The sequence below is a fragment of the Streptomyces sp. NPDC093225 genome, assembly GCF_044753805.1.
Taxonomy (GTDB): Bacteria; Actinomycetota; Actinomycetes; order Streptomycetales; family Streptomycetaceae; genus Streptomyces.
This window is the reverse complement of sequence record NZ_JBIVNX010000028.1, coordinates 48,347-61,095: the sequence shown is the minus strand read 5'-3', so window position 1 is coordinate 61,095 and position 12,749 is coordinate 48,347. Positions and strand designations below refer to the sequence as shown.

General features: G+C 72.2%; 14 protein-coding genes. 9 read left to right on the top strand and 5 right to left on the bottom strand.

The features are described from left to right. Positions 1 to 24 precede the first annotated feature (24 nt). Together ACIQCH_RS24130 and ACIQCH_RS24125 are read right to left on the bottom strand one after the other, a co-directional pair. Entirely contained in the window at positions 25 to 246 is a 222-nt protein-coding gene (locus tag ACIQCH_RS24130; protein ID WP_402584016.1) for a hypothetical protein, read from the bottom strand. Between the two features lie 372 nt (positions 247 to 618). Then, complete coding sequence (locus ACIQCH_RS24125) at positions 619 to 1,191, bottom strand: hypothetical protein (RefSeq protein ID WP_402584014.1); 573 nt, start codon at positions 1,189 to 1,191, stop codon at positions 619 to 621. A gap of 112 nt (positions 1,192 to 1,303) precedes the next feature. On the opposite strand from ACIQCH_RS24125, the gene tsaB reads away from it, so the two are divergent. Genes tsaB through ACIQCH_RS24100 form a run of 5 tightly spaced genes read left to right on the top strand, consistent with a single transcriptional unit; the run spans position 1,304 to position 4,784 of the window. Then, positions 1,304 to 1,969: a tRNA (adenosine(37)-N6)-threonylcarbamoyltransferase complex dimerization subunit type 1 TsaB gene (gene tsaB / locus ACIQCH_RS24120; protein ID WP_402584012.1), complete on the top strand. Its 666-nt coding sequence runs from the start codon at positions 1,304 to 1,306 to the stop codon at positions 1,967 to 1,969. A 59-nt stretch (positions 1,970 to 2,028) separates the two neighbouring features. Further along, positions 2,029 to 2,517 carry a ribosomal protein S18-alanine N-acetyltransferase gene (gene rimI / locus ACIQCH_RS24115; RefSeq protein WP_402584082.1) on the top strand — a complete coding sequence of 163 codons (489 nt, stop codon included), beginning with the start codon at positions 2,029 to 2,031 and terminating at the stop codon, positions 2,515 to 2,517. Beyond that, positions 2,510 to 3,640, top strand: a complete 1,131-nt coding sequence (gene tsaD / locus ACIQCH_RS24110; protein WP_402584010.1) for a tRNA (adenosine(37)-N6)-threonylcarbamoyltransferase complex transferase subunit TsaD — start codon at positions 2,510 to 2,512, stop codon at positions 3,638 to 3,640. The genes rimI and tsaD overlap by 8 nt, the downstream gene beginning before the upstream one ends. Positions 3,641 to 3,678: 38 nt before the next feature. After that, entirely contained in the window at positions 3,679 to 3,930 is a 252-nt protein-coding gene (locus tag ACIQCH_RS24105; protein ID WP_402584081.1) for a hypothetical protein, read from the top strand. A 23-nt stretch (positions 3,931 to 3,953) separates the two neighbouring features. Next, on the top strand, positions 3,954 to 4,784 hold the full coding sequence (locus tag ACIQCH_RS24100; protein WP_402584008.1) for a hypothetical protein: 831 nt from the start codon (positions 3,954 to 3,956) through the stop codon (positions 4,782 to 4,784). Here ACIQCH_RS24100 and ACIQCH_RS24095 read toward each other — a convergent pair. Beyond that, positions 4,717 to 5,901 (bottom strand): methyltransferase domain-containing protein, encoded by a 1,185-nt coding sequence (locus tag ACIQCH_RS24095; protein ID WP_402584006.1) that lies wholly within the window; start codon positions 5,899 to 5,901, stop codon positions 4,717 to 4,719. The genes ACIQCH_RS24100 and ACIQCH_RS24095 overlap by 68 nt on opposite strands. Before the next feature lie 118 nt (positions 5,902 to 6,019). Here ACIQCH_RS24095 and ACIQCH_RS24090 point away from each other — a divergent pair, with 118 nt between their 5' ends. Both ACIQCH_RS24090 and ACIQCH_RS24085 read left to right on the top strand, forming a co-directional pair. Then, positions 6,020 to 6,979, top strand: coding sequence for a polysaccharide deacetylase family protein (locus ACIQCH_RS24090; RefSeq protein ID WP_402584004.1), 960 nt, complete (start codon positions 6,020 to 6,022; stop codon positions 6,977 to 6,979). Beyond that, positions 6,976 to 7,905 (top strand): polysaccharide deacetylase family protein, encoded by a 930-nt coding sequence (locus ACIQCH_RS24085; RefSeq protein WP_402584002.1) that lies wholly within the window; start codon positions 6,976 to 6,978, stop codon positions 7,903 to 7,905. The genes ACIQCH_RS24090 and ACIQCH_RS24085 overlap by 4 nt, the downstream gene beginning before the upstream one ends. Here ACIQCH_RS24085 and ACIQCH_RS24080 read toward each other — a convergent pair. Next, positions 7,896 to 9,323: an FtsW/RodA/SpoVE family cell cycle protein gene (locus ACIQCH_RS24080; RefSeq protein ID WP_402584001.1), complete on the bottom strand. Its 1,428-nt coding sequence runs from the start codon at positions 9,321 to 9,323 to the stop codon at positions 7,896 to 7,898. The genes ACIQCH_RS24085 and ACIQCH_RS24080 overlap by 10 nt on opposite strands. Positions 9,324 to 9,697: 374 nt before the next feature. Here ACIQCH_RS24080 and groES point away from each other — a divergent pair, with 374 nt between their 5' ends. Both groES and groL read left to right on the top strand, forming a co-directional pair. Then, on the top strand, positions 9,698 to 10,006 hold the full coding sequence (gene groES, locus ACIQCH_RS24075; RefSeq protein ID WP_402583999.1) for a co-chaperone GroES: 309 nt from the start codon (positions 9,698 to 9,700) through the stop codon (positions 10,004 to 10,006). Positions 10,007 to 10,127: 121 nt separating this feature from the next. After that, positions 10,128 to 11,759 (top strand): chaperonin GroEL, encoded by a 1,632-nt coding sequence (groL, locus tag ACIQCH_RS24070; RefSeq protein WP_402583997.1) that lies wholly within the window; start codon positions 10,128 to 10,130, stop codon positions 11,757 to 11,759. 189 nt (positions 11,760 to 11,948) lie between these two features. Here the strand turns inward: groL and ACIQCH_RS24065 are convergent, their stop codons facing one another. Beyond that, positions 11,949 to 12,644, bottom strand: coding sequence for an ester cyclase (locus ACIQCH_RS24065; RefSeq protein WP_402583995.1), 696 nt, complete (start codon positions 12,642 to 12,644; stop codon positions 11,949 to 11,951). Positions 12,645 to 12,749: the final 105 nt, after the last annotated feature.

Sequence of the window (12,749 nt, the reverse complement as noted above, 5' to 3'; positions counted from 1 at the left end):
CGCTCCGCCCTGCCCTCGCGCGCCCTACGCGGCGGCTGCGGGTGGGGCGGGGCGGTCCGCGCGGGAGGGGTGCTCGGGGGCGTCCGGGGGGCCGGGGCGCACCGCCGGCTCGTCGGACGGCGGCGTCGAGACCGCGGTCGCGGCGGCGCAGGAGGCCAGCAGGTCCCGCATGGACAGTGTCGGGGGTACGGGGCGCGGCGGACGGCGGTGGGGGTGGTCTTCGTGCTCGCGCTGCGGTGCGGGCATGGTCGCCTCCTGTGCCCCGGAGAGCCGAGGTTAGGTATACCTAACCAGGTCGTGGATACCATGTCACCACGGGTGTGGGGCGCTGCGCAATATGTTGCCGACGAGTTGTCGGGAAAGAGTGCGGGCCGGTGGGCCCTGCGGGGCGACGTCCCCGGCGCTCCGCGCCGGGTGCGCTCGAACGCCGCGCGGGCGGGAGTTGCCCCGGGGCGCGCTTCGGACGCCGCGCGGGCCGGATCGGCGCCGGGGCGGAAGGCGAGCCTCGCCGGCGTTCGGGGCGCGGGGGCCGGGGCGGACGGCCGACGTCCGGGGCGGAGGCGCGGCGTCGGGGGGCGTCGAGCGGGTGGGGGGTACTCCGTCCGGGTGGAAGCCGGGTTACGGGACCACGACGACCTTCGACGAGACCGTCGCGAAGCTCCACATCGCGTCACCGTCGGCCCGCGTCATGCGGATGCCGCCCGTCTTCTGCCCGGCGTTCGGCGCCGGCAGCTTGCCGTCCAGCCGCGCGCTGAACCCGATCGCCACCCCGCCCACGCTGGTGAAACGCACGACGTGCTCGATCGGCACCCCGTCCGACCCCTGCACCTGCCCCGACCGCGAGGTCACGGCGTACGTGCCGGGCTTCGGGTGCACCGTCGAGGGCATCACCTCGAAGGTCCTCGGGGTCTTGGCGCCCGCGGCGACCAGCCAGACCCGCTTGCCGCCGACCGAGTAGACGACCCGCACGCCCGTGCCGGAGTCCGTGGGAAGGGCGTCGGGGTGCCGCTTGTCGGTGCCCGTGCCGGTACCGGTCGGGGCGTTCGGCTTGGGCTCGGTCCGTCCCGGCTGCTGCGGGGACGCGGCGCGCATCCGGGGCTCGCTGGCCTGGGCCTGGTAGGCGAGGAAACCGACGGCGGCGATCGCCGCGGCCGTGAGCCCGGCCACGATTCCCGAGCTGGTCCGTGCCACCCTGTCCCACCTTCGCGTTCACGCTCCGCCAATGCTTGGCCCGACGGTAGCAGCAGGGGCGCCGGACAGCGGGCCCGCCATGGCTCCCGCCCCGTGGTCGTAGGCTGTTCGCGTGCTCTTGCTCGCTGTGGATACCGCTACTCCCGCCGTCACCGTCGCCCTCCACGACGGCGAGTCCGTCGTCGCCGAGGCCAACCAGGTCGACGCCCGCCGCCACGGGGAGCTCCTGCTCCCCTCCGTCGACCGGGTCCTCGCCGAGGCGGGGCTGAAGCTCGACGCCGTCACCGGCATCGTCGTCGGCGTCGGCCCCGGCCCGTACACGGGCCTGCGGGTCGGCCTCGTGACCGCCGCGACCTTCGCGTCCGTGCTCGGCGTGCCGGTGCACGGCCTGTGCACCCTCGACGGTCTGGCGTACGCCGCCGGCCTGGAGGGCGGCATCGAAGGCCCCTTCGCCGTCGCCACCGACGCGCGCCGCAAGGAGGTCTACTGGGCCCGGTACGAGGACCCGCGCACCCGCGTCGGCGACCCCGCCGTGGACCGTCCGGCCGACATCGCCGACCAGGTCGCGGGCCTGCCCGCGGTCGGCGCCGGCGCGCTCCTCTACCCCGAGGTGTTCAAGGACCCGCGCGGTCCCGAGCACCAGTCCGCCGCCGCCCTGGCGGCGCTGGCGGCCGTGAAGCTCGCCGCCGGGGAGGAGTTCCTGCCCGCGCAGCCGCTGTACCTGCGCCGCCCGGACGCCCAGGTGCCCAAGAACTACAAGGTGGTCACCCCCAAGTGACCGGCGCACCGCAGGCACCGCACGCGCCGGACGCACCGGGAACGGCCGTGCTGCGCGAGATGCGCTGGTGGGACATCGCGCCGGTGCTGGAGCTGGAGCACGACCTCTTCCCGGAGGACGCCTGGTCCGCCGGGATGTTCTGGTCCGAGCTCGCCCACGCGCGCGGCCCGCACGCCACCCGCCGCTACCTCGTCGCGGAGGACGGTGGCCGCATCGTCGGGTACGCGGGCCTGGCCGCCGCCGGCGACCTGGCCGACGTCCAGACCATCGCCGCGGCCCGCGACCAGTGGGGCACCGGCCTCGGCGCCCGGCTGCTCACCGAACTCCTGCGCGCCGCGACCTCCTTCGAGTGCGCCGAGGTCCTGCTGGAGGTACGGGTGGACAACACCCGCGCCCAACGCCTGTACGAGCGCTTCGGCTTCGAGCCCCTCGGCTTCCGGCGCGGCTACTACCAGCCCGGCAACGTCGACGCCCTCGTGATGCGCCTGTCCGACCCCGCCCGATCCGTAAGTTCCGCTAGCTCCGTACGAAGTGAGACCCATGGCTGACGAACCGCTCGTCCTCGGCATCGAGACCTCCTGCGACGAGACCGGCGTCGGCATCGTCCGCGGCCACACCCTGCTCGCCGACGCCGTCGCCTCCAGCGTCGACGAGCACGCGCGCTTCGGCGGTGTCGTGCCCGAGGTCGCCTCCCGCGCGCACCTGGAGGCGATGGTCCCGACCATCGAGCGCGCCCTGAAGGAGGCCGGTGTCAGCGCCCGCGACCTCGACGGCGTCGCGGTCACCGCCGGCCCGGGCCTCGCGGGGGCGCTGCTGGTCGGCACCTCGGCGGCGAAGGCGTACGCGTACGCGCTCGGCAAGCCGCTGTACGGCGTGAACCACCTCGCCTCGCACATCTGCGTGGACCAGCTGGAGCACGGCGCGCTGCCCGAGCCGACGATGGCCCTGCTGGTCTCCGGCGGGCACTCCTCGCTGCTGCTGGCCCCCGACATCACCTCCGACGTACGGCCGCTCGGCGCGACCATCGACGACGCGGCGGGCGAGGCCTTCGACAAGATCGCCCGTGTGCTGAACCTCGGCTTCCCGGGCGGCCCGGTCATCGACCGGCTCGCCAAGGAGGGCGACCCGTCGGCGATCGCGTTCCCGCGCGGGCTGACCGGGCCGCGCGACCCGGCGTACGACTTCTCCTTCTCCGGCCTCAAGACGGCGGTGGCCCGCTGGATCGAGGCCAAGCGCAACGCGGGCGAGGACGTGCCGGTCCGGGACGTGGCCGCGTCGTTCCAGGAGGCCGTGGTGGACGTGCTCACCCGCAAGGCCGTCCGGGCGTGCAAGGACGAGGGCGTCGACCACCTGATGATCGGCGGCGGTGTGGCCGCCAACTCCCGGCTGCGGTCGCTGGCGCAGGAGCGCTGCGACGACGCCGGGATCGTGCTGCGCGTACCGCGGCCCAAGCTGTGCACCGACAACGGCGCGATGGTCGCCGCCCTCGGGGCGGAGATGGTCGCGCGCGGCCGCGCGGCGTCCGACTGGGACCTGTCGGCGGACTCGTCCCTGCCGGTCACCGACCCGCACGTGCCGGGCACGGGCGGCCACGGCCACTCCCACTCCCACGGTCACTCCCACGACCACGACCACGTCCACGAGATGAGCAAGGACAACCTGTACTCGTGAGTGAGCCGGAGACGAGCCGTACGACGACGCTGGCCCTGATGTGGGAGGCCCGGGCCACCGCCGGCCGGGGCGCCGAACTCCTGGAGTGGGCCCGGGCCCGGGCGGCCGAGCTCGCCGAACGCCCGCTGCACTGCGAGCTCTTCCGCGCCCCCCAGGACCGGGTGCTGGTCATCACCTGGTGGTCGGCCGCGGACTTCGCGGCCCGGCTGCCCGAACTGCCGGAACCCGCCGCGGACCTGATCACCCGTCCGGTGCACCGCTGGCGCTTCGAGTCGGTGGGCCGGGAGTGATCACCTCCCGCTAGGGTCGGGGCATGTTCCGCCGTGACCTGCCGCACCCGCCGCCGCCCGCGCACATACGGCCCCGGCCCGCCGCGCGCACGGCGGGCGGTGCCGGCGGCACGTGCGGTGCCCGCGGCCACGACGGCCCGGGCGGTCCGGCCGCCGCGGTCGTCGCGCGGGAGGAGCGGGCCCGCGTCCTGGCGGAGCTGGTGCGGTGCAGCCTCGGCTACGGGCGGCTGCTCCTGATGTGGTGCGTGTCCGCGGTCGCCGCACTGGGCTGGTCGTTCCTCGGCATGGCGGGGATGTCCTTCGGGCGCGGCGGGGCCGAGAACATCCTCGGGCTGTTCTTCGCCGCCCTCGGCGCGGGCGTCCTGGTGCCGGCCGGCTTCGGGCTGGCCGCGGCCGTCCGGCTGGACCGGGAGGCGCGTCGGCTGCTGTGCGCCTGGGCGGCGTCGGGGCGCGACCCGGCGGGCGACCCCCGGCACCGGGCGCCGGGGCGCAGCCTGGTGTGGCTGCTCTCCTCGCTCGCGGTGTGCGCGCTCGGGCTGTGGGTGTCCTTCGGGGTGGCGGTCCGGCCCCGGTCGGGCGGGACCGCGTACGGCGAGGTCGTGTACTTCATGGGGCTGGCGGTGATCCTGTGGATCACCGGACTGGCGGGCGTGGCGAAGGCCGCCGTGCACTACCGCTGGGCGGTACGGGCCTTCACCGGCCTCGGCCCGGGATGCGCCGGCGCCGGGCGCCCCGCCGGCACGGCGGACCGGCCGGCGGCGTACCCGGTGCTCACCGCGCCGCCCCTCACGCGGGTGCCGGAGCAGGGTGACCGATCAGCATCGAAGGAGCACCCGCCACCCGCGTCAGGATGACGGTGGCCGCGTTCGGCCCCTGCGGCTTGACCTTCCGGCGCAGTTCCTCCGGCTCGATCGCGGAGCCGCGCTTCTTGACGGTCAGGTTCCCGACCCCGCGCTCGCGCAGCAGGGCCTTGAGCTTCTTGAGGTTGAAGGGCAGCACGTCGGTGATCTCGTACGCCGTGGCGTACGGGGTCGCGCGCAGCGCGTCGGCCGTGACGTAGGCGATGGTGGGGTCGATCAGCCGGCCGTCCAGCTCCGCAGCGACCTCCGCGACCAGGTGGGCCCGGATCACGGCGCCGTCCGGCTCGTACAGGTAGCGTCCGACCGGCCCGGCCGCCGGGTCGGGCAGCGGGGCGGCCGTCACCAGCGAGGCGCCGCGCGGCAGCAGCGTCGCGCGCACCGCGCCCGGTGCGGTGCCGAACCAGAGCACGGCCTCCTTCACGTCGCCCGCGTCGGAGATCCACTCGGCCTCGGCCTCGGCCGGCACCGCCTCGTGCGGGATGCCGGGGGCGATCTTGATGGCCGCGTGCTTCGCCGTACGGGCCGCCTCGACCGCCCACGACAGCGGCGGGGAGTACGCCTCGGGGTCGAAGGTCCGGCCCCGCCCGCCCCGGCGCGCCGGGTCCAGGAACACCGCGTCGTAGCCGGTGGTGTCCACCTCCGTCACGTCCGCCTCGTGGACCTCGACGAGCTCCGCCAGCCCCAGCGCCTCGGCGTTGGCCCGCGCCACGGCGGCCGTCAGGGGGTCGCGGTCCACGGCCAGCACCCGGATCCCGGCCCGGGCCAGGGCGAGCGCGTCGCCGCCGATGCCGCAGCACAGGTCGGCGAGGCTGCGCACGCCCAGGGCGGCCAGCCGCTCGGCGCGGTAGGAGGCGACGGAGGCACGGGTGGCCATCTCGACCCCGGCCGGGGTGAAGAACATCCGGAAGGCGTCCTCGGCCCCGAACTTGGGCACCGCGCGCTGGCGCAGCCGGGCCTGTCCGAGGGCGGCGGAGACCAGTTCGGCGGGGTGCTCGCGGCGCAGCCGGGTGGCGGTGGCGAGCTCCTGGGCCGGGTCGTAGTCGCGCAGGGCGTCGAGCAGGGCGCGGCCCTCGGGGGCGAGCAGGGCGGCGAAGGCGGCGAGGTCGTTCACGGGTTCATTGTCCTGCCCGCCGGTGCGGCCCCCGGTGTCGGCCAGGCGAAGGAACGTATCGCCACGGGCCGCGGTGTCGGCCGGGGGCCGGGGGCCCGGGGTGACAAGATCCGGCGCCATGCAGCTAGTAGGAAAAACGGAACAAAACACGCACGCGTCGGGTGGTCGGCGGCGCCTCGGCATCGCCCTGGCCGCACTCCTCGTCGCCGCCCTGGGCACCGCCTGCGGCTCGTCGGCACCGGACGGCGCGGCCCCGCACCCGAAGACGGCCAAGGAGCGGGAGAAGGAGAAGTCCAAGGCCCTCGGCGCCCCGGCCGGCCTGCCGGGCTCGTACGCCCTCCGCGTCCAGCAGCCCCGGCAGGCCCTGATCGCCGCCGCGCGGAAATGGGGCCTGGCGGGCACCCCGCTGCTGCCGCCGGCTCCGCCGAAGGAGAAGCCGGAGATCTCCCCGCGCGAGGGGTTCGAGGTGGAGGACCAGCAGAGCCTGCAGCTGCCACCGGTCTTCACCACCGTGCCCACCACGCAGAAGGTCGTCTTCCTGACGATCGACGACGGGGCCGAGAAGGACCCGGAGTTCCTCAAGATGATGGAGGAGCTGAGGATCCCGTACACGGCGTTCCTCAGCGACTACCTCGTGCGCGACGACTACCCGTACTTCCGCAAGATGCAGGACCTCGGCGTCACGCTGAACAACCACACCCTCAACCACCGCTACCTGCCCGCGCTCTCGTACGAGAAGCAGCGCGAGGAGATCTGCGGTCAGCAGGACACCATCGAGAAGCAGTTCGGCAAGCGCCCGACCGTCTTCCGCCCGCCGTACGGCAACTACAACCAGGACACCCTGCGCGCGGCCAAGTCCTGCGGCGTCAAGGCGGTCCCGCTGTGGAACTCCGAGGCCTTCGTCGACCACATGGAGTGGCGGGAGTACGACCAGGACCTGCACCCCGGCGACATCATCCTCACGCACTTCCGGGGGCGCGAGGACTGGAAGGGCACCATGCCTGACATGATCCGTCGCGTCATGAAGACCGTCACGGACAAGGGGTACGCCGTGGCCAAGCTGGAGGACTATCTGTGATCAAGGCGCGCCGGCCGGGGGCCGGGACGGCGAAGGCCGGTGCGCTCGCACTCACGCTCGTGCTCGCGCTGTCGGGCGCCCTCGCGGGCTGCGCGAACAGCGTGGACCCGATCGAGCGGCTCGGGCGCAAGGCCACCGAGGGAGTGCAGGACGGGCGGAGCGGCCGGCCGGGCCACCCGGCCGCCACCGCCACCCCGACCCCGTCGCCCGGCGGCTCGGCCGGGGCCGCGGTGTCGACCGCGTACCGCCGGTGGGGGCTGGCCCGGCCGCTGCGGTTCGCGCCGCGGCCGGCGCGGAAGGCTCAGCTGCCGCCGGCCGAGCCCGGCCGGATACCCGTCGTGGACCGAATACCCGTGCCCGCCGGGCAGAAGACCGTCTTCCTGACGTACGACGACGGCGCCGAGAAGGACCCCGCGTTCCTGCGGATGGTCGCCGACCTGAAGCTGCCGATCAGCATGTTCCTCACGGACGGCGTCGCCTCGTCGGACTACGGGCACTTCGCGGAGATCAAGAAGCTCGGACCGGGCAGCGAGATCAACAACCACACCCTCACCCACCCCAACCTGCGCACCCTCCCCTACGAGCGGCAGCGGGCCGAGATATGCGGGCAGCAGGAGCGCCTCGAGAAGCGGTTCGGGGCGGCCCCGAGGCTCTTCCGCCCGCCCTACGGCAACTACAACGACGCCACGCTGCGCGCCGCCGCGGACTGCGGCCTGGAGAAGCTCGTGCTGTGGCGGGTCTCGATGCAGATCCACGACTTCCAGTACGCGGAGGGCGACGCCCTCCGGCCCGGCGACATCGTCCTCGCCCACTTCCGCGGCCCGAGCGAGCTCAAGGGCACGACCATCACGCAGATGACGGCGCGCATGCTGCGGCGCATCCAGGACCAGGGCTACGCCATAGGCCGTCTGGAGGACTACCTCTGACCCGCTGACGCGGACGGGGCGGCGACCACCGGGGTGATCGTGGTCTCGACCGGGCCCCGGGCGTCGGCCTCCCGCTGGCGTTCGGCGCTGTCCGAGATGCGCAGCAGGAGCGCCACCATGATCCAGTTGGCCACCAGGGACGAGCCGCCCTTCGCGAGGAACGGCAGTGCCTTGCCGGTCAGCGGGATCAGCCCGGTGACGCCGCCCGCGACGACGAAGACCTGGAGCGCCAGGGCCGCCGAGAGTCCGACCGCCAGCAGCTTGCCGAACGGGTCGCGGGCGCCCAGCGCCATCCGCAGCCCCCGCTGCACGAGCAGCCCGTACAGCACGAGGACGACCATCACCCCGGCCAGGCCCAGCTCCTCGCCGATGGTCGTCAGGATGAAGTCGCTGCGCCCGGCGAAGCCGATCAGCTCGGGGTGGCCCCGGCCGAGTCCGGTGCCGGTGATCCCGCCGCTGCCGAAGCTGAACAGCGCCTGCGCGGACTGGTCGGAGACCATGCCGGGCGGCCGCTGCTCCGGCGGCAGGTAGATGGCGAGCGGGTCCAGCCAGGCCGCCACGCGCCCCTTGACGTGGGGTTCGGTCGAGCCGACGACGAAGGCGCCGAGGGCGGCCATGAGCAGGCCGCAGACGATCCAGCTGGTGCGCTCGGTGGCGACGTACAGCATGACGACGAAGACGCCGAAGAAGATCAGCGAGGTGCCGAGGTCGCGTTCGAAGACCAGCACCAGCAGGGAGATGATCCAGACGGTGATGATCGGGCCGAGCTGCCGCATCGGCGGCAGCCGCATCCCCAGGAGCTTGCGCCCGGTCAGCGACAGCGAGTCGCGGTGGACCACGAGGTAGCCGGCGAAGAACACCGAGATCATGATCTTGACGAACTCGCCCGGCTGGAGCGACTGCCCGCCGATGATGATCCACCGCTTGGCGCCGTACATGTCCGCGCCGAAGAACACGGGAGCGGTCAGGAGCGCGAGGGCCACGAGCATCGTGATGTAGATGAACCGCTGGAGGTGCCGGTGGTCGCGCAGCAGCATCAGGATGCCGATGCAGGCGGCGGTGCCGACGACCGTCCACAGGAGCTGGTTCGGCGCGGTGGTGCCGGCCTTGGGCCAGCGCTCCAGGTACGTCGGGTCCAGCCGTGCGAGCAGGACCAGGCCGATCCCGGACAGCAGGAACGTCAGCGGGAGGACCAGCGGGTCGGCGTACGCGGCGAACCGGCGCACCGCCAGGTGTCCCACCAGCGCCAGCAGGGTCATGCTGATCGCGAACTTCGGCAGCTCCGCGGGCAGCTCGCCCGTCATGGACAGGCCCACGCAGGCGTGCCCGCCGACGGTGATCAGGACGACGAACGCCAGCAGCAGCGCCTCGGTCCGGCGCCGGGCGCCCGCCGTCGTCAGCGGCCTCAGTCCCCGCACGGGAGCCCGCCGTCGTCGGCGTAGGTGGAGGCAGTCCGTCCGTTCTGCTCGCCTATGAGGCGCTTTATCTTCATGTCTTCAACGACGTCGGGGTCCGCCGCGAGGTTCCTCCGGCGGGCTGCGATGGGAAGGGTCACACCGGCGGGACAGCTGCACCGGGGCTCCCGGAGGTGCCTCCGGCCGACACCGCCGCGCTGTGAATTGGCACTCCGCTTGACCGAGTGCTAATCGCCGGAATAGTCTCGGCCCTGGCACTCGCCACTGGGGAGTGCCAACACAGCGACGGGCAGGTCCGGCACCCGCGACGACGGATCGACCTGGTCGCCACCTCAGACAGTTAACCCCGTGAGATCTCCGAAGGGGGAGGTCGGATCGTGACGACCGCCAGCTCCAAGGTTGCCATCAAGCCGCTCGAGGACCGCATTGTGGTCCAGCCGCTCGACGCCGAGCAGACCACGGCTTCTGGCCTGGTCATCCCGGACACCGCGAAGGAGAAGCCCCAGGAGGGCGTCGTCCTCGCCGTGGGCCCGGGCCGCTTCGAGGACGGCCAGCGCCTTCCGCTCGACGTGAACGTCGGCGACATCGTGCTGTACAGCAAGTACGGCGGCACCGAGGTGAAGTACAACGGCGAGGAGTACCTCGTCCTCTCGGCTCGCGACGTGCTCGCGATCGTCGAGAAGTAATCACCCCGCAAGCTCGCGAGTACGCGAAGCAGATGCTGTGAACGCGCCCTGGGCTCCCTGACCTTCATATCCGGGTGCCCAGGGCGCGTTCCGTTCTACGTAGAGGACTGAGAACGCTCCCATGGCGAAGATCCTGAAGTTCGACGAGGACGCCCGTCGCGCCCTCGAGCGCGGCGTCAACAAGCTTGCCGACACCGTCAAGGTGACGATCGGCCCCAAGGGCCGCAACGTCGTCATCGACAAGAAGTTCGGCGCCCCCACCATCACCAACGACGGTGTCACGATCGCCCGCGAGGTCGAGCTCGAGGACCCGTACGAGAACCTGGGCGCCCAGCTCGTCAAGGAGGTGGCGACCAAGACCAACGACATCGCGGGTGACGGCACCACCACCGCGACCGTGCTGGCCCAGGCGCTGGTCCGCGAGGGCCTGCGCAACGTCGCCGCCGGCGCCTCCCCGGCCTCCCTGAAGAAGGGCATCGACGCCGCCGTCAAGGCCGTCTCCGAGGACCTCCTCGCCACCGCCCGTCCGATCGAGGACAAGAGCGACATCGCCGCCGTGGCCGCGCTCTCCGCGCAGGACCAGCAGGTCGGCGAGCTCATCGCCGAGGCGATGGACAAGGTCGGCAAGGACGGTGTCATCACCGTCGAGGAGTCGAACACCTTCGGTCTCGAGCTCGAGTTCACCGAGGGCATGGCCTTCGACAAGGGCTACCTGTCGCCGTACTTCGTGACGGACCAGGAGCGCATGGAGGCCGTCCTCGAGGACCCGTACATCCTCATCAACCAGGGCAAGATCTCCTCCATCCAGGACCTGCTGCCGCTGCTGGAGAAGGTCATCCAGGCCGGTGGCTCCAAGCCGCTCCTGATCATCGCCGAGGACGTCGAGGGCGAGGCCCTGTCGACCCTGGTCGTGAACAAGATCCGTGGCACCTTCAACGCCGTCGCCGTCAAGGCGCCCGGCTTCGGTGACCGCCGCAAGGCGATGCTGCAGGACATGGCCGTCCTGACCGGCGCCACCGTCATCGCCGAGGAGGTCGGCCTCAAGCTCGACCAGGCCGGCCTGGACGTGCTGGGCTCCGCCCGCCGCGTGACCGTCACCAAGGACGACACCACCATCGTCGACGGTGCCGGCAGCAGCGACGAGGTCGTCGGCCGCGTCAACCAGATCAAGGCCGAGATCGAGGCCACGGACTCCGACTGGGACCGCGAGAAGCTCCAGGAGCGCCTCGCGAAGCTGGCCGGCGGCGTGTGCGTGATCAAGGTCGGCGCCGCCACCGAGGTGGAGCTGAAGGAGAAGAAGCACCGTCTGGAGGACGCCATCTCCGCGACCCGCGCCGCGGTCGAGGAGGGCATCGTCTCCGGTGGTGGCTCCGCTCTGGTCCACGCCTCCAAGGTCCTCGCCGACAACCTGGGCAAGGAGGGCGACGAGGCCACCGGCGTCTCCGTCGTCCGCCGCGCCGCCGTCGAGCCGCTGCGCTGGATCGCCGAGAACGCCGGCCTCGAGGGCTACGTCATCACCTCGAAGGTCGCCGAGCTCGAGAAGGGCCAGGGCTTCAACGCCGCCACCGGCGAGTACGGCGACCTGGTCAAGGCCGGCGTCATCGACCCGGTCAAGGTCACCCGTTCCGCCCTGGAGAACGCCGCCTCCATCGCCTCCCTGCTGCTGACGACCGAGACCCTGGTCGTCGAGAAGAAGGAAGAGGAAGAGGCGAACGGCCACGGTCACGGCCACGGTCACGGCCACAGCCACTGACCTTCGCACCCGCCGCGCCCCACGGCGCGGACGCGGACGCCGAGGCCGACGCTGACGCGCAAGGCCCCCGTCGCACCCTGTGCGGCGGGGGCCTCCCCGTTCGTGCGGGCGCCGTGCGCGGCCGCGTACCGCCGTGCGCGTACGGCGGGCCGGTGGCGGTCCGTCAGTTCGACCGGGTGCGCGCTCGGTTCAGCCGGTCATGCCCATCTGGCGCATCAGGCTCATGGCGTCGTAGTGCCACCAGCCCTCGGCGATCTTCCCGTTCTCGCAGCGGAAGGTGGTGGTGCCGGTCATCGTGCAGGTCTTGCCGGTGGCCGCCATCCCCATGAACTCGCCCTTGTGGACGCCCTTCCAGCTCCACACCGTGGTGACGCAGTCGTTCTGGGCCAGCTGCGTGTCGATGGTGAACTCCATGTCGAAGCCGCCGCGCCACATCTCCACGTCCTTGCGGATCTCCTCGCGACCGACCACGGTCTGCTGCTCCTTGCCGATGTCGTGGTCGATGTAGTTGGTGGCGTAACACTCCTCCAGGAGGCTCATGTCGCCCTGCTGGATGAGCCCTTCGAACATCCGGTTCACCAGCATGGTGTTGAGGGACTCGTCGCGGATCACGTCGAGGTTGGTGAACGTCGGCATGCCGTCGCACAGCGCCACCATCTCGTGGAACATTCGGTCCGTCTCGGGGAGGTTGGAGTTCTTCATCGCCTCCTCGTAGGACGGGAACTCGACCACGTCGACGTAGTGCTCGGAGTTGTCGCGGTCCTTGCCCACGACGGTGTGCGTCACCGTGCGCCGGCCCTGGCTCTGCGAGACGTACTTGTCCAGCAGGCTGTTCATGGCCTCGGGCTGGTGGGTCGTGTAATCGACCAGTTGTACGAATGTCATGGTGGTCTCCCGGGCTGGAAGGGACGGTCTCAATTTTAGTGAGAAACCACCCGTTCAGCGGCTTTTCGGGCGTTGGTTGACGGTTGACCCACCCGCCCCGCCAGA

Coding starts and splice junctions, on each gene's coding strand:
- ACIQCH_RS24065 (WP_402583995.1), bottom strand. CDS start 12,644: ATGACATTCGTACAACTGGTCGATTACACGACCCACCAGCCCGAGGCC.
- groL (WP_402583997.1), top strand. CDS start 10,128: ATGGCGAAGATCCTGAAGTTCGACGAGGACGCCCGTCGCGCCCTCGAG.
- ACIQCH_RS24100 (WP_402584008.1), top strand. CDS start 3,954: ATGTTCCGCCGTGACCTGCCGCACCCGCCGCCGCCCGCGCACATACGG.
- ACIQCH_RS24105 (WP_402584081.1), top strand. CDS start 3,679: ATGTGGGAGGCCCGGGCCACCGCCGGCCGGGGCGCCGAACTCCTGGAG.
- ACIQCH_RS24130 (WP_402584016.1), bottom strand. CDS start 246: ATGCCCGCACCGCAGCGCGAGCACGAAGACCACCCCCACCGCCGTCCG.
- tsaD (WP_402584010.1), top strand. CDS start 2,510: ATGGCTGACGAACCGCTCGTCCTCGGCATCGAGACCTCCTGCGACGAG.
- rimI (WP_402584082.1), top strand. CDS start 2,029: ATGCGCTGGTGGGACATCGCGCCGGTGCTGGAGCTGGAGCACGACCTC.
- ACIQCH_RS24090 (WP_402584004.1), top strand. CDS start 6,020: ATGCAGCTAGTAGGAAAAACGGAACAAAACACGCACGCGTCGGGTGGT.